Source organism: Bacillus sp. FSL K6-6540, assembly GCF_038007545.1.
In genome coordinates this window covers 6,523,366-6,541,001 of the sequence record NZ_JBBOXH010000001.1, presented here as the reverse complement: position 1 = coordinate 6,541,001, position 17,636 = coordinate 6,523,366, and the positions used below count along the sequence as shown (strand labels likewise).

Below are 17,636 nucleotides of genomic sequence, written 5' to 3'. Positions count from 1 at the left end.
GTGATGTCTAATCTCCGGTTTACCGATTCGGCGCTGAGCGAGTGGATGCGCGGGAACGGTCAGGATTCCGACATTGTCATCAGCACCCGCGTGAGGGTGGCGCGCAACCTGCAGCATCTTCCTTTCCCGCTGCTTGCAACGGATCAGCAGTCGGGAGAAGTGCTAGAGCGCCTGACCCATGTGTTAAAGGATAAGGAGGATTTGCAGGATTTCGGGCATTTGCATGTAATTAAATTAAGTGAGATTGATGAGCTGGATAAGAAGGTTCTCGTCGAGAAGCATCTGATCAGTCCCAATCTGGCTAATGAATCCCGGAACGGTGCCGTCATCCTTACCGAAGATGAATCCGTCAGCATTATGATCAACGAAGAGGATCACCTGCGCATACAGTGTCTGTATCCCGGATTCCAGGTTCGGGAGGCATGGAGCCGCGCGACGGCGCTAGATGATATCTTCGAATCCGAGATCGATTATGCTTTTGATGACAAACGGGGTTACCTAACGAGCTGTCCGACCAATGTCGGCACCGGCCTTCGCGCTTCGGTCATGATGCATCTGCCCGCGCTCGTCATGACGCAGCAGATCAATCGGATTCTCTCGGCCGTATCGCAGGTAGGCTTGACCGTTAGAGGAATTTACGGCGAGGGCAGCGAAGCTTTAGGCAACCTGTTTCAAATCTCGAATCAGATTACGCTCGGGCAAACCGAGTCGGAGATCATCGAGAATCTGCACAGCGTAGCGCTGCAAATCATCGAGCATGAGAAGAATGCCAGGGCGCGGCTCCTCAGTGAATCCAAGCTCCGTATTACGGACCGGGTCATGCGTTCATACGGCATCCTGTCCTATGCAGCGGTCATGGATTCCAAGGAAGCGGCTCAGCGCTTGTCCGATGTTCGGCTAGGCGTGGATCTCGGCCTGCTGGAAGGGCCGGAAATTCCGGTCATGAACGAGCTGAACGTGAAGACGCAGCCGGGATTTCTCCAGAAGACCTATGGAGAGGGCATGAATCCTTCCGAACGCGATATGTACAGGGCTAAGCTCATTCGGGAGACATTGGGCAACCGTTAAGAAGTTGTTAGTTATTATTTCTCGCTTTACAGTTGGATGACGGTATAAACGTCTTAGCTGGCGATACACCGAAATCCGCGAGGTTCAATATATTAATTGAAACGTGGAGGTGCAATACTATGATGTTTGGCAGATTTACGGAACGCGCACAAAAGGTGCTTGCATTGGCTCAGGAAGAAGCGGTACGCCTGGGTCACAACAATATCGGCACAGAACATATCCTGCTTGGACTTATTCGTGAGGGAGACGGCATTGCAGCCAAAGCGCTGATCGGACTTGGACTTGGTCTTGAGAAAATCCAGGACGAAGTGGAGACATTAATCGGACGCGGACAGGAGCAGCCAACCAACATTGCTTACACGCCTAGAGCGAAAAAAGTGATTGAGCTCTCCATGGACGAAGCCCGTAAGCTTGGCCATACCTATGTGGGAACCGAGCATATTCTGCTGGGGTTGATTCGCGAGGGCGAAGGGGTTGCGGCACGCGTGCTGAACAACCTGGGCATCAGCCTGAACAAAGCCCGTCAACAGGTGCTGCAGCTGCTGGGCAGCAGCGAGGCGGTGTCAAGCCATCACGGCACGCCGCAGAACGTGAGCACGCCTACACTGGACAGTCTCGCTCGGGATCTGACCGCCATTGCCAAGGAAGGCAATCTGGATCCGGTCATCGGCCGCAGCAAAGAAATCGAGCGCGTGATTCAGGTGCTTAGCCGCCGGACGAAGAACAACCCGGTACTGATCGGTGAACCGGGGGTCGGTAAGACGGCGATCGCGGAAGGCTTGGCACAGCGCATCATTAACAATGAAATACCGGAAACGCTGCGCGACAAACGCGTAATGACGCTGGATATGGGCTCAGTCGTAGCGGGCACGAAATACCGCGGCGAGTTTGAGGACCGCCTGAAAAAAATCATGGATGAGATTCGTCAAGCCGGCAACATCATTCTGTTCATCGATGAGCTGCATACCTTGATCGGCGCAGGCGGAGCAGAAGGAGCCATCGACGCTTCCAACATCCTTAAGCCTTCATTGGCACGCGGAGAGCTTCAGTGCATCGGGGCAACCACGCTGGACGAATACCGCAAATACATTGAAAAAGACGCTGCACTCGAGCGCCGCTTCCAGCCGATTACGGTGGATCAACCGTCGCCGGAGGAAGCCATTCAGATCCTGTATGGACTGCGTGACCGTTACGAAGCGCATCACCGCGTGAAAATTACCGACGAAGCGATTGAACAGGCCGTGAAATTGTCCGACCGCTACATTACGGACCGCTTCCTGCCGGATAAAGCGATTGACCTGATTGACGAGGCCGGTTCGAAAGTTCGTCTTCATACGTATACCATACCGCCAAATCTGAAAGATCAGGAAGCGCATCTGGAGGACATCCGCAAGGAGAAAGACGCGGCCGTCCAAAGCCAGGAATTCGAGAAAGCGGCAGCGCTGCGCGATACGGAGCAGAAGCTTCGCGAAGAGCTCGAGGTCACGAAGAATCAATGGAAAGAAAAACAAGGACGTACCGATTCCGAGGTAACGCCGGAGGACATTGCCGACGTTGTCGCCAACTGGACCGGTATTCCCGTCAATAAACTGAAGGAAGAAGAGACCGAGCGTCTTCTGAATCTGGAAGAAATTCTTCACAGCCGCGTAATCGGCCAAGAGGAAGCCGTCAAAGCCGTAAGCCGTGCGGTTCGCCGGGCACGCGCAGGACTGAAGGATCCGAAGCGCCCAATGGGCTCCTTCATCTTCCTGGGTCCTACCGGGGTAGGTAAAACCGAGCTGGCACGTGCTCTTGCCGAGGCCATGTTCGGGGATGAGAATGCAGTCGTGCGGATCGACATGTCCGAGTACATGGAGAAGCATTCCACGTCGCGTCTCGTCGGAGCGCCTCCGGGATATGTCGGCTACGAGGAAGGCGGTCAGTTGACCGAGAAAGTACGCCGCAAGCCGTATTCCGTTGTCCTCCTCGATGAAATCGAGAAGGCCCACCCTGAAGTATTCAATATCCTGCTTCAAGTGCTGGAAGACGGACGCCTGACCGATTCGAAGGGCCGCGTGGTGGATTTCCGGAATACCCTGATCATCCTGACTTCCAACGTCGGGGCAGAGGCGATCAAGAAGAACTCCACGCTTGGATTTACCGCCGTGACGGATGCAGGCCGCGATTATAACAACATGAAAGGCAAAGTGATGGATGAGCTCAAGAAGAGCTTCCGTCCGGAGTTCTTGAACCGGATCGACGAGATCATCGTGTTCCACTCTCTGGAAGAGAAACACATTGCCGAAATCGTGACGCTGATGTCCGACGAGCTGCGTAAACGCCTGAAAGAATTCGAGGTGCATTTCGAACTCACGGACAAGGCGAAGGCCTTCATAGCGAAGGAAGGATACGATCCGGCCTTCGGTGCCCGTCCGCTGCGCCGGGCTATCCAGAAGCACATCGAGGATCGCCTTTCCGAGGAACTGCTGAAAGGCAATGTGACCAAGGGCGACTCGCTTGTCATCGATGAAGCGAACGGCGAACTGGTTGTGAACAAAAGTGAAGGTGTAACGGCCGCATCGGCCGAAACGGAATAAGAATGGTATACAGCCCCGCCGGAGTTACATCCGGCGGGTTTTTTGATTTAAATGTTAACGGAAGATGAAGGCTTTGTATGGGGCAGATACATGGATGCTTAGAAGTTATATAAGATGAATGGCATATTACGAAAACAGATCCCTCATGTATCAACCCAGCGGAGAGGATGAATCGTTCTGAAGAAGCGCCAGCGGTCGCCTTTAAAACCGGGAAACCACTTTGATTTTGTTCCAGTTTCCTGGTTTTAACAGCGATCGTAAGAAAGATCCGGCAGCGAAGCGGACGCGGTTTTTCAGCAGCAATTAACGCATGTTCACCACCTGCTCCTTCAAATTTGAAACAATTCCATCTCATCCCGCGTAAAGTTTCCAATTAACCTTTACGTTGAATTATAAGAAATGGTAAACTTTGAGTAATGCCTGAATTTGCAGGGTTTTACGGAATCCGACAAATGATGCGCGACATAAAGGAGACTCACATGGCAAAAACTAAGACGAAATTTTTCTGTACCGAATGCGGCTATGAAGCGCCCAAATGGTTCGGAAAATGTCCGGGCTGCCAATCATGGAATTCCATGGTAGAGGAGACCGAGACGGTAATCAAGACCCAGGGGATGAATTCCCCTCTTTTTCATAGTAAAGAAAAACCCCTTTCGATCATAAATATAGAAAGCGGTAAAGAACCCAGAATCCAGACGGGCATTGCGGAATTGAACCGGGTGCTCGGGGGCGGGCTGGTCCCGGGCTCGCTCGTGCTAGTCGGCGGCGATCCCGGCATCGGGAAATCCACGCTCCTGCTTCAAGCCTCCAACCGACTGGCCCAGAACGGCATTCGCGTTCTGTACATTTCCGGTGAGGAATCCGTGCGCCAGACCAAACTGCGCGCTGACCGGCTCGGGGCGCTGTCCCCGGAGCTGTTTGTCCTCTGCGAAACCAATCTGGAATCGATCGAGGAAGCCATTGAGAACGTACAGCCTGGCTTCGTTGTCATCGACTCCATTCAGACGGTGTACTTGCCTGAGGTAACCAGCGCGCCGGGCAGCGTATCCCAGGTTCGGGAATGCACGGCCCGCTTTATGCGGCTGGCGAAGGTGAAAGGCATTGCGACCGTCCTTGTCGGACATGTGACAAAAGAAGGCGCCATTGCAGGTCCAAGGATGCTGGAGCACATGGTGGATTGTGTGCTTTATTTTGAAGGAGAGCGTCATCATACTTACCGCTTGCTTCGCGCGGTGAAGAATCGTTTCGGTTCGACGAATGAGATTGGCATTTTTGAGATGGGTGAGGATGGGCTTCGGGAAGTCGGGAATCCATCGGAGCTCTTTTTATCTGAACGGCCTTTGGGCGTAGCGGGTTCGACCGTAGTTGCAAGCATGGAGGGTACGCGCCCGGTTCTGGTAGAGCTGCAGGCGCTCATCTCCACGACGCACTTCCCGTCACCGCGCCGGATGGGCACAGGGGTGGACCATCACCGCATGAACCTGATCATTGCCGTGCTGGAGAAACGGATGGGGATGTACCTGCAAACCCAAGACGCCTACCTGAACGTAGCGGGCGGCGTGAAGCTCGATGAACCTGCGGTGGATCTGGCCATAGCGGTCAGTATCGCATCCAGCTTCCGCGACATACCGACCAAGCCGTACGACGTTATTTTTGGCGAGGTGGGGCTGACCGGCGAGGTTCGCGCCGTTTCAAGAGCGGAGCAGAGGGTAAGAGAAGCCGAGAAGCTGGGTTTTAAGCGCGTTCTCATGCCGGAGAAGAGTTTGAAGGGATGGAAGCATCCGAAAGGAATACAAATTATCGGAGTCAACACCGTTGCAGATGCATTAGCGGTTGCGTTAGATTAGGGGGCATACGAAGGTGAAAGAAACGAGCCAACTGGACAAAATGAATGATTTGCTAAAGCTGGTAGCACCGGGAACGCCGTTTCGCGACGGACTGGAGAACGTGCTGCGGGCGAAGACGGGCGCCCTGATCGTTGTAGGCTACAGCCCGGAGGTAATGGAAGTTGTCGACGGCGGCTTCTCCATTAACTGCGATTTTTCGCCAAACTATTTATACGAGCTCGCTAAGATGGACGGCGCCATCATCTTGAGTGAAGACTTAAAACGAATCTTATATGCGAATACCCAGCTGATCCCGGATTCCTCGATCTCTTCCATCGAGACAGGGATACGGCACAGAACGGCGGAGCGGGTGGCGAAGCAGACGGGCAAGCTGGTTGTGTCGATCTCGCAGCGCCGCAACATTATTACGCTGTACCAAGGCTCGCTGCGGTATGCATTGAAGGAAATCGGCGTCATCTTAACCAAGGCGAATCAGGCCATACAGACGCTGGAGCGATACCGCGTGGTGCTTAACCAATCGCTGACCAACCTCTCGGCATCCGAATTCGAAGAGCTGGTCACCATCCCGGAAGTCGTGAACGTCATTCAGCGGGTGGAGATGGTGCTCCGCATCAAGAAGGAAATTAAACGCTACATCAACGAGCTCGGCAACGAAGGCCGACTGATCAGCATGCAGATGGATGAGCTTGTGAGCAATATGGAGGAAGAGGCTTGGCTGCTATATGCAGACTATGCCCGGGAGTACAGCGAGGAGAAGATCCGCGAGATCATTCTCGCGCTCAAGCGTTCAACGGATGAGGAGCTGCTGGACATTCATCATATCGTACGGCTTCTTGGATACCCGGCTTCCGCCGCTGCTTCGGAGGAAGAAATACTGCCGCGAGGTTACCGGATTTTGAACAAAATCCCGCGCCTTCCGAATGTGATCATCCGCAACCTGGTGGACCAGTTCCATGACTTATCCAGCATTATGACCGCTTCCATCCATGAGCTGGATGAAGTAGACGGGATCGGCGAGGTTCGGGCACGCACCATCAAAGAAGGCTTGAAACGCTTGCAGGAACAAGTATTCATTGACAGACAAATCTAAAAGGCCTACAATCGATGTTCGAACGTACATGAACGAGGTGAATATAAAAATGACGAAATCAATTCCGAACATGTTTACTTTAGGTAATCTGTTTCTCGGAATGATTGGTATCATCTTGGCGACGGAAGGTCGAACGAGTATGGCTGCCATTATGATTATCATTGCCATGCTCCTTGACGGACTGGATGGTCGGGTAGCTCGGGCATTGAATGCCCAAAGCGAATTCGGCAAGGAACTTGACTCCTTGTCCGATGTGATTTCATTTGGCGTAGCACCGGCACTTATTATGTATACCGTAGCGTTTACGGATATTAATACCGCATTGGCTTGGACAGTGACCGCCATATTTCCGATGTGCGGCGCACTGCGGCTTGCAAGATTCAATGTTCGTCCGGGCATCCCGGGATATTTTATCGGCCTGCCGATCCCCGCAGCGGGAGGCGTGCTCGCCACCCTGGCGTTGTTCCATGAAGAGATTACAGCACCTTATATGATTTTTGCCGTATTATTGCTTTCTTACCTTATGGTTAGCTCAGTCAAGTACCCGAATTTCAAAAAGATCGGCATTCCGAAAACAGCGATTAAATTTACGCCTTTGGTCATCATTGGCGCCGTGATGGTAGCCGTGTTCTTTCCGGAGCAGACTTCCATGCTGATCTTCGTGCCTTTGGTGTTGTATGCTGGTTACGGATTGAAGCAGAATTTCCGTAGGCTTAACCGTAAAAACCGTCGCAAAAAAGATGACCGCAATTCCGATGAAGCCTATCAGTCTTCGGACCGGTAAACGGATGCAAGGACATATATCCAAATAAAAAGCATTTATTTCCCTGCCAGGAGCAGCGAGATAAATGCTTTTTTTGTATGCATGGAGCACCTTGCCGTTAAGGTCCGTTTCGGTATGTAAGCGGCTTTACGACAGGTTGAAGAGACCCAATGTGGAGCATTTCTGCGACTCCTTGACAACAACCTCATCCAGTTGAATGTCCAGAAGATTCGCAAGGGCAGACATATAAAATAGGTTGCGGCCAAGCTCGGTGCTTACCGCTTCGCGGCAATTCTCGCACAGATGGCCTTCGACATGCGTGCCTGCCAATTCCCGGGCTGATTCGAGATCAGCGCCGATATCGAAGGTTTGCTTCGTGGCGTGGAGCTCGATGCATCCGCATTCTGTGATGGCCTTGGTGACGGCCCGGTTGACTGAAGCATTGCTTTGACCATTTTTAGACAGAACATCCAAGAGACTGCGGTGACGGAGCAACAATTCGGAAACTTGGTCCTGAAAAGCCTGTAAACTAGGAGCGCTCATTTATACATCCACCTCGATATTATGAATTGAGTTCATTATATTCCACTACTTCAGCCGATTTCAACCAGTTTCAGGCGTGTAAAGGCGGTCAATTCCAGTTGTGAGGTCGATGTCAGCACACGTCAAAGCCTGATGGGTGTAGGTAAAAACAGGCAGGTCATCGCATCCGGAAACTTTATGAGAAAAACTTCAATCGGCACGATTACGACTTTGCAAATTGGACCATACTGGAAATAGAAGCCAAGATTATCAGGTATAAAAAGGAGGTGTGCGGAAGCTCATGTTAAAAAAAGCTATCTTAGCATTTACGGTATTATGCGGAGCATGGGGCGGGTATACGTTATATCATACAATGGAACGGTCTTTCTCAGGGCTCTCGCCTATGTTTGGACAAGGAATATTTGCAGCGGGAAGCGGAGCCTTCGCGGTGCTTGGAGGATTATTGTTTGGCATGATCGGCGTGCTGTCGGCGGATCGGGTAACGAGATGGCTGCACAGCCTGATCTCTTCGTTCTCCCGGATCCCAATGAATGAGCTGGCGGCGGGAACGGCGGGATTGTTAAGCGGTTTGCTGCTGTCTTTATTGCTGTCACCGGGGTTATCTTTGCTCGGACAAGCAGGGCAGCTGCTGCAGGTTGGCATCACGCTGCTCGGCGGCTACATCGGTTTGCGCATTGGATTGGAGAAGAAGGATGAGCTGGCTTCCCTATGGATGTCGGGCAAGTGGAGCCAAACCGCCGAACCGGAAGGCCGGCGCGTAGAGGAACATAAAATTCTGGATACAAGCGTCATTATTGATGGCAGGATCGCAGATATTTGCAAAACCGGATTTATTGAAGGAACGATTGTCATTCCCGAATTCGTCCTGGAGGAGCTTCAGCATATTGCGGATTCCTCGGATCTTTTAAAGCGAAATCGCGGCCGGCGCGGGCTTGATATCTTGAACAAAATCCAGAAGGAACTGGATGTAAAGGTGCTTATCTACGAAGGCGACTTTGAGGAGATATCCGAAGTGGACAGCAAGCTGGTGAAACTCGCCAAAGTGCTTCAAGGCAAAGTGGTCACGAATGATTTCAACTTGAACAAGGTTTGCGAGCTGCAGGGCGTGTCGGTATTGAACATAAACGACCTGGCCAACGCGGTGAAGCCGGTGGTTCTGCCAGGGGAAGAAATCCTGGTGCAGATTATCAAGGACGGCAAAGAGCATGGTCAGGGCGTCGCATATCTGGATGACGGCACGATGATCGTAGTTGAGGGCGGACGCGAGTATATCGGCACGATGATGGAGGTGCTGGTTACAAGCGTACTGCAAACCTCGGCGGGCCGGATGATCTTCGCGAAACCAAAACTGTTGGAAAAAGCCCAGTAAAGGGGTATGATGGGGATATACATATCCGGTATTCGTCCTTTTGTGGCGTTTGGGTGAGACAGGAGTTTGGTGTGTGATGAGTAACTTCGGCGCCGTCATCGTAGCGGCGGGAAAAGGAACGAGGATGGGCACCCGGGAGAGTAAGCAGTACTTGGTTCTGGACGGTAAGCCCATTATCGTTCATACGCTTGAAGCATTCAGCCGGATACCATGGCTGCAGGAAATTGTGCTTGTAACGGGGATGGAGGATGTTCCTCGCTGCCAGTCCTGGGTGCAGGAATACGGTTTGGATAAGGTATCGACCGTAATCCCTGGCGGAAGCGAGAGACAACAGTCCGTATATCAAGGCATCAAGCAAATCTCTTCAGAATGGGTAATGATACATGACGGCGTAAGGCCGTTCGTAACGCAAGAGGAAATTGAAGCCTGCCGCGATGCGGCGATCCGCGAAGGCGCCTCGGTACTCGGGGTTCCCGTGAAGGATACGATTAAGCAGGTGAACGGTAAGGGGCTGATTACAGGTACCCCGGACCGTCAAAGTCTGTGGGCCGTCCAGACCCCACAGGCTTTTCGTCTTTCCGACCTGCTGTCCGCGCATGAAGCTGCGGCGAAGGAGGGATTTGCCGGTACCGACGACGCCATGCTGATGGAGCGGGCAGGGCATCCGGTCACCGTGGTGGAGGGGAAATACAGCAACATCAAAATCACCACGCCGGAGGATCTGGAATATGCGGCTTTTTTACAGAAACGTAAGGGAGAGGACATGGAATGATTCGAGTAGGACAAGGGTTTGACGTACATCAGCTCGTAGAAGGAAGGCCGTGCATCATCGGAGGCGTCACGATTCCGTATGACAAAGGTCTGCTTGGGCACTCCGACGCCGACGTGCTGCTGCATGCCGTGACGGATGCGATCCTGGGGGCGCTGGGGCTTGGCGACATTGGACGCCATTTTCCCGATAACGACCCTGCCTTTAAAGACGCCGACAGCCTGAAGCTTTTGGAGCAGGTGTGGGTCATGGCGAAGGAACGCGGGTATAGACTGGGTAACATCGATTCCACGATTATTGCCCAGAAGCCGAAGATGGCGCCATACATTCCGCAAATGGCGGAAGTGATCGCCAAAGCGCTGGATGCCGAGGTGGATCAGGTGAACGTGAAGGCGACCACCACCGAGCAGCTCGGGTTTACCGGCAGGGGCGAAGGAATCGCCGCCCAGTCGGTTGTCTGCCTTGTAAAAGGTGTGCTATCATCTTGAAGTATGCGTTCAAAAAGGGAGTTTTTGAACTGGGAAACTTTGTAGAATAGGGAAGCGGAGGGGTTACAATGACCGGAGAAGTCCGCGTGCGCTATGCACCGAGTCCAACGGGACATTTACATATCGGCAATGCCAGAACGGCATTATTCAATTATTTATTCGCCCGCAAGAACAACGGGAAATTCATTATCCGCATCGAGGATACGGATGTGAAACGCAACGTGGAAGGCGGCGAGCAGAGCCAGCTGAAGTACTTGAAGTGGCTGGGCATGGATTGGGACGAGAGCGTGGATGTCGGGGGCGAGTACGGACCTTATCGCCAGACCGAGCGTCTTGATATTTATAAAGAATATTGGCAGGACCTTCTGGATCGCGGGCTTGCTTACCGCTGCTACTGCACGGAGGAAGAGCTGGAGCAGGAGCGGGAAGAGCAGATGGCTCGGGGCGAAACGCCGCGCTATTCCGGGAAGCATCGCGATTTGACCGAAGAGCAGCGCCAGGCGCTTGAGGCTGAAGGCCGCGTGGCGAGCATCCGCTTCCGCGTGCCGGAAGACCGCGTCTACACGTTCGACGATATGGTGAAGGGCACGATTTCATTTAACAGCAAAGAGACGGGCGACTTCGTCATCGTCAAAAAAGACGGCATTCCTACCTACAATTTCGCGGTAGCTTTGGATGATCATCTCATGAAGATCAGCCATGTGCTGCGCGGGGAGGATCATATCTCCAATACGCCGCGTCAGCTGATGATCTATGAAGCCTTCGGGTGGGAGCCCCCTCAGTTCGGGCATATGACCCTGATCGTGGGCGAGGACCACAAGAAGCTGAGCAAGCGCAACGAATCGATCATCCAGTTCATCGAGCAGTATGACCAGCTTGGTTATTTGCCTGAAGCGCTGTTCAACTTCATCTCGCTGCTGGGCTGGTCTCCGGAAGGGGAAGAGGAAGTGTTCTCCCAAGAGCAGCTGATCTCGATCTTCGATGAGCATCGCCTGTCCAAGAGCCCGGCGGTATTCGACACGAACAAGCTGGCTCATATGAATAACACGTACATTAAGAACGCGGATCCGGACCGGATCGCCGATTTGGCCATTCCGCATTTGCAGAAAGCCAGCCGTTTGCCGTCCGAGCTTACGGCCGAGCAAGAGGAATGGGCACGCGCGCTCGTGGCGCTCTATCAGGAGCAGATGACGGCGGCTTCGGATATCGTGGATCTGTCGGAAGTGTTCTTCCGCACGCACCTGGAGCTGGATGCCGAAGGGATCGAAGTAATGGGCGGCGAGCAGGTGCCTGCCGTACTGTCCGCATTCCTGGCGAAGATTGAACAGTCCGATGAGTTTAACGCGCAGAAGATCGCTGCCATGATCAAGGAAGTCCAGAAGGAGACCGGGTTTAAGGGCAAACAGCTCTTCATGCCGATCCGCGTAGCCTTGACGGGACAAACCCATGGCCGCGACTTGAACCAGACGATCTGGCTGCTTGGCAGGGATCGTGTGCTTGACCGTTTGCGTTCCCAGATCAAAGGCGCATAAGTCGGGCGGCATCCGCAATAAACGTTCCTTGTCAGCCCGTATATCATCAGTTATAATTACACCAAACTATAAGTGAAATATTCTTTGATCTAAGGGTTCATGGATTATAAGGCCAGCGGAGGAGGCGGAATCGTTCTGGAGAAGCGAAGCGTTCGCCTTTGCCTTCCGATTTCAACCTAATTAATATCGTTAAAGAAATCGGAGGGCAACAGCGATCGGAAGAAGGATCCGCAAACGAAGCGCTCATTAATCACTGACTTAGATCAACAAATATAAACGTTTTAAAAGCTACGATCAGGAGAAGTACGCGTAAAACAGGCACGTTCCAGAGAGGACAATCGGCAGAAGACAAGAACCACTTGAATCTGCCGGCTGAGAGTTGTCCCGTCGCCTGCAGCGGAAATGCACCTGTGAGCTGCATGGTTGAAGCGAACGCAATCGTTAGATCATGCCGGTCGTCTGCCGTTAATGACATGAAGAGAATCGGTAGAATCCGTCCCTGACGAAGGGAGGAGTCTTGTGCCGGTTCGAAGCAGAGTGGAACCGCGGTCTAGCGCCTCTGCAGCGATAAGCTGCAGGGGCGTTTTTTATTACAGGAATAACGATGGATAGCAAGTTGCATGCGCGATTGGAAGAGGGGAAAGAGGGAGCGTTCATGTTTAAACAGATGAAATCGGATATTCGGACAGTGTTCGAGAATGACCCGGCCGCCCGGGGACTTTTTGAAGTGGTATTCACCTACTCGGGACTTCACGCCCTGTGGGCGCACCGGGTGGCTCATGCATTATTTAAGCGGCGGTGGTATACGCTGGCACGGATCATATCTCAGATCAGCCGGTTCATGACAGGCATCGAGATTCATCCGGGCGCCCGTATCGGGAGTCGGCTGTTCATCGACCATGGCATGGGGGTTGTCATTGGAGAGACCTGCGAGATCGGAGACGACGTGGTGATCTACCAGGGGGTGACCCTTGGCGGAACCGGTAAGGAAAAAGGCAAGCGGCATCCGACCATCGGCAACAACGTAGTCATCGGATCCGGAGCGAAAGTGCTAGGTTCTTTTACGATTGGGGATAACTGTAACATCGGATCCAACGCGGTCGTATTAAGGCCCGTCCCCCCGAACAGCACCGTTGTCGGCAATCCCGGCAAAGTCGTGAAACAGAACGGGGAGCGGGTGCGCGACCGGCTGGATCACACGAATCTGCCCGATCCGATTGTCGATACGCTCCGTTCGATGCAGAAGGAGATCGATCAGCTCCGGGCGGAACTGGATGAGAGCAAGGGAGGCCGGCATCAAGCGATGGTTTCCGAGGCTGTCGTGTCTTCGGTCAAGGAAGAATAGAAGAACTCCCGTAACCTTGGAAGCCTTAGACGATGCATAGCCTGACTTCATATAGCGATTTCGATACATCATCTTCAACATGAATCAATGCGTTACGCAGGCTTTTGAAGTAAAAGACAATAAGCGATGGAACGAAAGGATTGAGATGATACAATATGGCACTGCAAATCTATAACACGCTAACCCGCATGAAAGAAACGTTTGTTGCCCAGGAACCCGGAAAGGTAAAGATCTACGTATGCGGTCCTACCGTGTACGACTATATCCATATCGGCAATGCCCGCCCGATGATTTTTTTCGACGTGGTTCGAGCGTACTTCGAGAATCAGGGCAACGACGTGAACTACGTAGTGAACTTCACGGATGTGGATGACAAAATGATTCGGAAAGCGGAGCAAACCGGGACGACGGTTCCGGAGGTTGCGGAGAAGTTCATCAACGCCTATTACGAGGATTTGGACGGACTCGGCATACCCAGAGCGACATTGAATCCGCGGGTAACGGACAATATGGAGAGCATCATCGAATTCATCCAGGAGCTCATTGATCGCGACTTTGCTTATGAGAACGGCGGAGACGTATTCTACCGGACCCGCAAGTTCGACGACTACGGTAAGCTGTCCCAGCAGAACCTCGATGAGCTGCAGTTCGGGATCCGGATCGAAGTGGATAAACGAAAGGAAAATCCGGAGGACTTCGTGCTGTGGAAAGCCGCGAAGCCGGGAGAGATCTACTGGAGCAGTCCATGGGGCGACGGCCGCCCGGGCTGGCATATCGAGTGCTCCGCCATGGCTCGCCGCTATCTCGGGGATACCTTGGATATCCACGGCGGCGGCCAGGATCTGCAGTTCCCGCACCATGAATGCGAAGTGGCCCAGTCCGAGGCATTGACGGGCAAACCGCTCGCGAACTATTGGATGCATAATGGATATATCCGCATCAACAACGAGAAAATGTCGAAATCGCTGGGCAACGGCGTATTGGTTAAGGAACTTCGTGAACAATATACGAAAGAAGCCGTGCGCTATTTCATGTTGTCCACCCACTACCGCAACCCGCTGAATTACAGCGACGAGGTGATGGAACAGGCACAGAACAGCGTGGAACGCCTCGCGAATGCGGCGGCAAACGTCGAACATCGATTGGGCACGGCGATCGGCTCCAAGGACGATCAAGTCAGCCAGGACGTAGCCGACAGAATATCGGCCGTGCTTGTCGAATTTCACGAGAAAATGCAGGACGATTTCAACACGCCGGACGCCATCACCGCGATGTTCCAATGGGCCAGCGAGGCGAATCAGCTGCTGAAGGAAGCATCGATTCCTGCCGCGGATCTGCATGAAGTGCTGCGTGCTTTCAACGAAATGAACGGCGTGCTCCGCATCGTGAACACAGGTACGGATGAATTGCTGGATGAGGAAATCGAAGCGCTGATTGCCGAACGTGTCGAAGCCCGCAAGAATAAAAACTGGGCCCGAGCGGACGAAATCCGCGACAAGCTGGCGGACGAAGGCATCGTGCTGGAGGATACGGCGCAGGGCATGCGCTGGCGGCGTAAATGAGCGGGGATAAGCATCAGGATCCTGCAGTAGGCTGGTTTGATTTTCCGCCGTCGAAGCCGGCCCGTTTAATCCCGCCCATCGTGCTCGCTTATATCGGGGATGCCATTTATGAGGTGGCGGTGAGGCAGTTTCTGATATCACGGGCCAATCTCCGTCCCCATCACTTGCACCGTTCGGCCACGAGCTTCGTGTCGGCGAAGGCGCAGAGCCGGATATTGGCTTTTCTGGATCCGGAGCTGACGGAGGAAGAGCGCGATGTGGTGCGTCAGGGGCGCAATGCCAAATCAGGCAGCATACCGAAGAATGCCGACGTGCTGGAATATCGGCATGCAACGGCATTCGAGACGCTGGTTGGGTATTTATATTATGCGGGAGAGCAGGACCGTCTCCGTGAACTCATCGGAAAGAGCATCGAGTTTATCGAGGGGTCCGTTAAATAAACCATGTGGCAATATAGGCATCAACATGAAACGATACAGCCGGTTTTTCCCAAGCGAGGGGGACGCCGGCTGATATGCAGGAGGAGACCTACATGATGCAAGAAGAGGAAGTAGTAGCCGGTAAGCATTCCGTCACGGAAGCGCTCAAATCCGGACGCACGATCAATAAAATATGGATTGCCGAAAACGCGCAAAAGCATCTGACCCTGCCGATCATCGCGGAAGCGAAGAAGCTGGGCATCGTCATTCAGCATGTGGACAAACGGAAGCTGGATCAGATGGTTCCGGGAGTCCAGCATCAAGGCGTGGTTGCCCAGGCGGCACCCTACGCTTATGTGGAAGTGGACGATTTGCTGAAGGCCGCGGAGGAAAAAGGCGAGCCGCCTTTCCTGCTGCTTCTGGACGAGATCGAGGATCCGCACAATCTGGGATCGATTCTCCGAACGGCCGACTGCACGGGCGCTCACGGCGTCATATTGCCTAAGCGCAGATCCGCGCAGATAACGGCAACGGTATCCAAAACATCGGCCGGCGCGGTGGAGTATGTGCCTGTAGCCAGAGTGACCAATCTGGGCCAAACCATCGATCAACTGAAGGAAATGGGCGTGTGGGTTGTCGGAACCGTGGTCGATGCCGTTCAGGAATTGTATGATACCGAGGTTTTTGACGGGCCGGTCGCCATCGTTATCGGCAATGAGAATAAAGGGATGGGGCGTCTGATCCGCGAGAAATGCGATGTGCTTGTGAAACTGCCGATGGCCGGAAAAATCAATTCGCTTAACGCCTCGGTTGCCGCAGGCGTCGTCATGTACGAAGTGCTTCGCCGTCGCCGCCTGCAAGGTTAGCGATGATGGCCGATTGGCGGGATGTGCTGCTGGTCGACGGTTATAACATGATCGGCGGCTGGCCTCATCTTGCGAAGCTTGCCAACAGCAGCATGCACGAAGCGCGGGACTTGCTGCTTGAGAAATTAGCGGATTACCAAGCGTATTCAGGCCTCAGAGTCGTGGTGATTTTTGACGCGTACCGGGTCCCCGGCTTGGGGAAATCCTACACGCAAGGCAAGGTGCAGGTGTTTTTTACGAAAGAGAAGGAAACCGCCGATGAGTGCATTGAGCGGCTTGTCGGCGAGTTTAGCCATCGACGGCGCAAAATTTATGTGGCGACCAGCGATTTAATCGAGCAGCACGTCATTTTTGCTAGAGGAGCACTCCGGCTGTCCGCCCGGGAATTGCTGAGCGAGGTCGAGCAGAGCGAGCGCGAAGTGAAGCAGAAGATTACGAAAGAGCATACCAAGAGCAGAAATACGCTTGACGGGAAGCTGCCGCCGGATGTGAGACAGGCGTTCGAGCGCTGGCGAAGGGAGTAACACAGTTTTACACCATGAGGGACGAAAGGTCGGCTCATTTGGAAAATGAAACAATATATGAATCTACGAAATAGTTTACATTAAATGTTATTATCGGTCTATTTTAGGTAGAACGTGGTTGACGGTCTAGTAGACATCATATATACTTGTCATATATTTCAAGCGAGTGACGGGCTACCGTGCGTTCCGGGCCGGAGGGATTCTATTGAGTGTGGACCTCAAGGAAGTCATGTTGTCAGGGTATGATGTGATAAGCGATGAAGACATTGTCGAGGCGGTCCGCGAGGGTGACAGCGGGGCGCTGGAGTATTTGATCAATAAGTACCGGAATTTTGTACGTGCTAAAGCCCGTTCCTATTTTCTGATTGGCGCCGACCGGGAGGATATCGTCCAGGAAGGCATGATCGGGCTGTACAAGGCAATTCGTGATTTTAAAGGGGATAAGCTGTCCTCGTTCAAGGCCTTTGCCGAGCTCTGCATTACCAGGCAGATCATTACGGCGATCAAGACCGCTACGAGACAGAAGCATATTCCGCTCAATTCGTATGTCTCTTTGGACAAGCCGATTTATGACGAAGACTCGGACCGTACGCTGCTGGATGTCATTTGTGGTACAGCGGTAAGCGATCCGGAGGAACTGATCATCAATCAAGAGGAGTTTGTCGGCCTGGAAGACAAGATGTCAGAGATCTTAAGCGATCTGGAACGGAAAGTCTTGATGCTTTATTTGGACGGTCGTTCCTATCAAGAGATCGCGGTAGATTTGAGGCGTCACGTGAAATCGATTGACAATGCCCTTCAGCGGGTAAAGCGAAAGCTTGAGCGTTATCTGGAGGTCAGGGATAATTAAAGCAAATGTCGGACAAGAAGCAGAA

General features: G+C 53.0%; 16 protein-coding genes. 15 read left to right on the top strand and 1 reads right to left on the bottom strand.

Translation table 11 applies throughout. The features are described from left to right. The first annotated feature begins 3 nt into the window (after window positions 1–3). From MHH82_RS29610 to pssA, 5 genes are all read left to right on the top strand, one after another. Complete coding sequence (locus MHH82_RS29610) at window positions 4–1,068, top strand: protein arginine kinase (protein ID WP_009594672.1); 1,065 nt, start codon at window positions 4–6, stop codon at window positions 1,066–1,068. A 119-nt stretch (window positions 1,069–1,187) separates the two neighbouring features. Further along, on the top strand, window positions 1,188–3,644 hold the full coding sequence (gene clpC, locus MHH82_RS29605) for an ATP-dependent protease ATP-binding subunit ClpC (RefSeq protein WP_015737638.1): 2,457 nt from the start codon (window positions 1,188–1,190) through the stop codon (window positions 3,642–3,644). Between the two features lie 479 nt (window positions 3,645–4,123). Continuing rightward, window positions 4,124–5,491 (top strand): DNA repair protein RadA, encoded by a 1,368-nt coding sequence (gene radA, locus MHH82_RS29600; protein ID WP_009594669.1) that lies wholly within the window; start codon window positions 4,124–4,126, stop codon window positions 5,489–5,491. 13 nt (window positions 5,492–5,504) lie between these two features. Then, complete coding sequence (disA, locus tag MHH82_RS29595) at window positions 5,505–6,581, top strand: DNA integrity scanning diadenylate cyclase DisA (protein ID WP_009594677.1); 1,077 nt, start codon at window positions 5,505–5,507, stop codon at window positions 6,579–6,581. Window positions 6,582–6,630: 49 nt separating this feature from the next. Further along, window positions 6,631–7,365 (top strand): CDP-diacylglycerol--serine O-phosphatidyltransferase, encoded by a 735-nt coding sequence (pssA, locus tag MHH82_RS29590; RefSeq protein ID WP_228468840.1) that lies wholly within the window; start codon window positions 6,631–6,633, stop codon window positions 7,363–7,365. 126 nt (window positions 7,366–7,491) lie between these two features. Here the strand turns inward: pssA and MHH82_RS29585 are convergent, their stop codons facing one another. Continuing rightward, window positions 7,492–7,887: a hypothetical protein gene (locus MHH82_RS29585; protein ID WP_009594665.1), complete on the bottom strand. Its 396-nt coding sequence runs from the start codon at window positions 7,885–7,887 to the stop codon at window positions 7,492–7,494. A gap of 280 nt (window positions 7,888–8,167) precedes the next feature. Here MHH82_RS29585 and MHH82_RS29580 point away from each other — a divergent pair, with 280 nt between their 5' ends. The 10 genes from MHH82_RS29580 (at window position 8,168) to sigH (ending at window position 17,611) form a co-directional block, all read left to right on the top strand. Beyond that, the gene (locus MHH82_RS29580) at window positions 8,168–9,256 is read left to right on the top strand and encodes a PIN/TRAM domain-containing protein (protein ID WP_015737636.1); all 1,089 of its coding nucleotides are present in this window, start codon (window positions 8,168–8,170) and stop codon (window positions 9,254–9,256) included. Window positions 9,257–9,332: 76 nt separating this feature from the next. Next, window positions 9,333–10,028, top strand: a complete 696-nt coding sequence (gene ispD / locus MHH82_RS29575; protein ID WP_090914123.1) for a 2-C-methyl-D-erythritol 4-phosphate cytidylyltransferase — start codon at window positions 9,333–9,335, stop codon at window positions 10,026–10,028. Continuing rightward, complete coding sequence (ispF, locus tag MHH82_RS29570) at window positions 10,025–10,513, top strand: 2-C-methyl-D-erythritol 2,4-cyclodiphosphate synthase (RefSeq protein ID WP_015737634.1); 489 nt, start codon at window positions 10,025–10,027, stop codon at window positions 10,511–10,513. Before ispD ends, ispF begins: the two co-directional genes overlap by 4 nt. 68 nt (window positions 10,514–10,581) lie before the next feature. Further along, a complete protein-coding gene (gene gltX, locus MHH82_RS29565; protein ID WP_009591965.1) occupies window positions 10,582–12,045 on the top strand; it encodes a glutamate--tRNA ligase in 1,464 nt (487 codons plus the stop codon). 655 nt (window positions 12,046–12,700) lie between these two features. After that, window positions 12,701–13,390: a serine O-acetyltransferase gene (gene cysE, locus MHH82_RS29560; RefSeq protein WP_340969094.1), complete on the top strand. Its 690-nt coding sequence runs from the start codon at window positions 12,701–12,703 to the stop codon at window positions 13,388–13,390. Window positions 13,391–13,545: 155 nt separating this feature from the next. Then, window positions 13,546–14,952, top strand: coding sequence for a cysteine--tRNA ligase (gene cysS, locus MHH82_RS29555; RefSeq protein ID WP_340969093.1), 1,407 nt, complete (start codon window positions 13,546–13,548; stop codon window positions 14,950–14,952). After that, on the top strand, window positions 14,949–15,392 hold the full coding sequence (locus MHH82_RS29550; protein ID WP_009591968.1) for a Mini-ribonuclease 3: 444 nt from the start codon (window positions 14,949–14,951) through the stop codon (window positions 15,390–15,392). The genes cysS and MHH82_RS29550 overlap by 4 nt, the downstream gene beginning before the upstream one ends. A 92-nt stretch (window positions 15,393–15,484) precedes the next feature. Then, window positions 15,485–16,237, top strand: a complete 753-nt coding sequence (gene rlmB, locus MHH82_RS29545) for a 23S rRNA (guanosine(2251)-2'-O)-methyltransferase RlmB (protein ID WP_036662775.1) — start codon at window positions 15,485–15,487, stop codon at window positions 16,235–16,237. Between the two features lie 5 nt (window positions 16,238–16,242). Beyond that, the gene (locus MHH82_RS29540; RefSeq protein WP_036662755.1) at window positions 16,243–16,761 is read left to right on the top strand and encodes an NYN domain-containing protein; all 519 of its coding nucleotides are present in this window, start codon (window positions 16,243–16,245) and stop codon (window positions 16,759–16,761) included. 229 nt (window positions 16,762–16,990) lie between these two features. Next, window positions 16,991–17,611, top strand: a complete 621-nt coding sequence (gene sigH / locus MHH82_RS29535; RefSeq protein ID WP_198031585.1) for an RNA polymerase sporulation sigma factor SigH — start codon at window positions 16,991–16,993, stop codon at window positions 17,609–17,611. Window positions 17,612–17,636 lie beyond the last annotated feature (25 nt).

What these genes read in the sequence shown, in the direction of transcription:
- rlmB (WP_036662775.1), top strand. Translation starts at nt 15,485, where the DNA reads ATGATGCAAGAAGAGGAAGTAGTAGCCGGTAAGCATTCCGTCACGGAA.
- sigH (WP_198031585.1), top strand. Translation starts at nt 16,991, where the DNA reads ATGTTGTCAGGGTATGATGTGATAAGCGATGAAGACATTGTCGAGGCG.
- clpC (WP_015737638.1), top strand. Translation starts at nt 1,188, where the DNA reads ATGATGTTTGGCAGATTTACGGAACGCGCACAAAAGGTGCTTGCATTG.
- MHH82_RS29550 (WP_009591968.1), top strand. Translation starts at nt 14,949, where the DNA reads ATGAGCGGGGATAAGCATCAGGATCCTGCAGTAGGCTGGTTTGATTTT.
- MHH82_RS29585 (WP_009594665.1), bottom strand. Translation starts at nt 7,887, where the DNA reads ATGAGCGCTCCTAGTTTACAGGCTTTTCAGGACCAAGTTTCCGAATTG.
- cysE (WP_340969094.1), top strand. Translation starts at nt 12,701, where the DNA reads ATGTTTAAACAGATGAAATCGGATATTCGGACAGTGTTCGAGAATGAC.
- MHH82_RS29580 (WP_015737636.1), top strand. Translation starts at nt 8,168, where the DNA reads ATGTTAAAAAAAGCTATCTTAGCATTTACGGTATTATGCGGAGCATGG.
- radA (WP_009594669.1), top strand. Translation starts at nt 4,124, where the DNA reads ATGGCAAAAACTAAGACGAAATTTTTCTGTACCGAATGCGGCTATGAA.
- gltX (WP_009591965.1), top strand. Translation starts at nt 10,582, where the DNA reads ATGACCGGAGAAGTCCGCGTGCGCTATGCACCGAGTCCAACGGGACAT.
- ispF (WP_015737634.1), top strand. Translation starts at nt 10,025, where the DNA reads ATGATTCGAGTAGGACAAGGGTTTGACGTACATCAGCTCGTAGAAGGA.
- ispD (WP_090914123.1), top strand. Translation starts at nt 9,333, where the DNA reads ATGAGTAACTTCGGCGCCGTCATCGTAGCGGCGGGAAAAGGAACGAGG.
- pssA (WP_228468840.1), top strand. Translation starts at nt 6,631, where the DNA reads ATGACGAAATCAATTCCGAACATGTTTACTTTAGGTAATCTGTTTCTC.
- MHH82_RS29610 (WP_009594672.1), top strand. Translation starts at nt 4, where the DNA reads ATGTCTAATCTCCGGTTTACCGATTCGGCGCTGAGCGAGTGGATGCGC.
- MHH82_RS29540 (WP_036662755.1), top strand. Translation starts at nt 16,243, where the DNA reads ATGGCCGATTGGCGGGATGTGCTGCTGGTCGACGGTTATAACATGATC.
- cysS (WP_340969093.1), top strand. Translation starts at nt 13,546, where the DNA reads ATGGCACTGCAAATCTATAACACGCTAACCCGCATGAAAGAAACGTTT.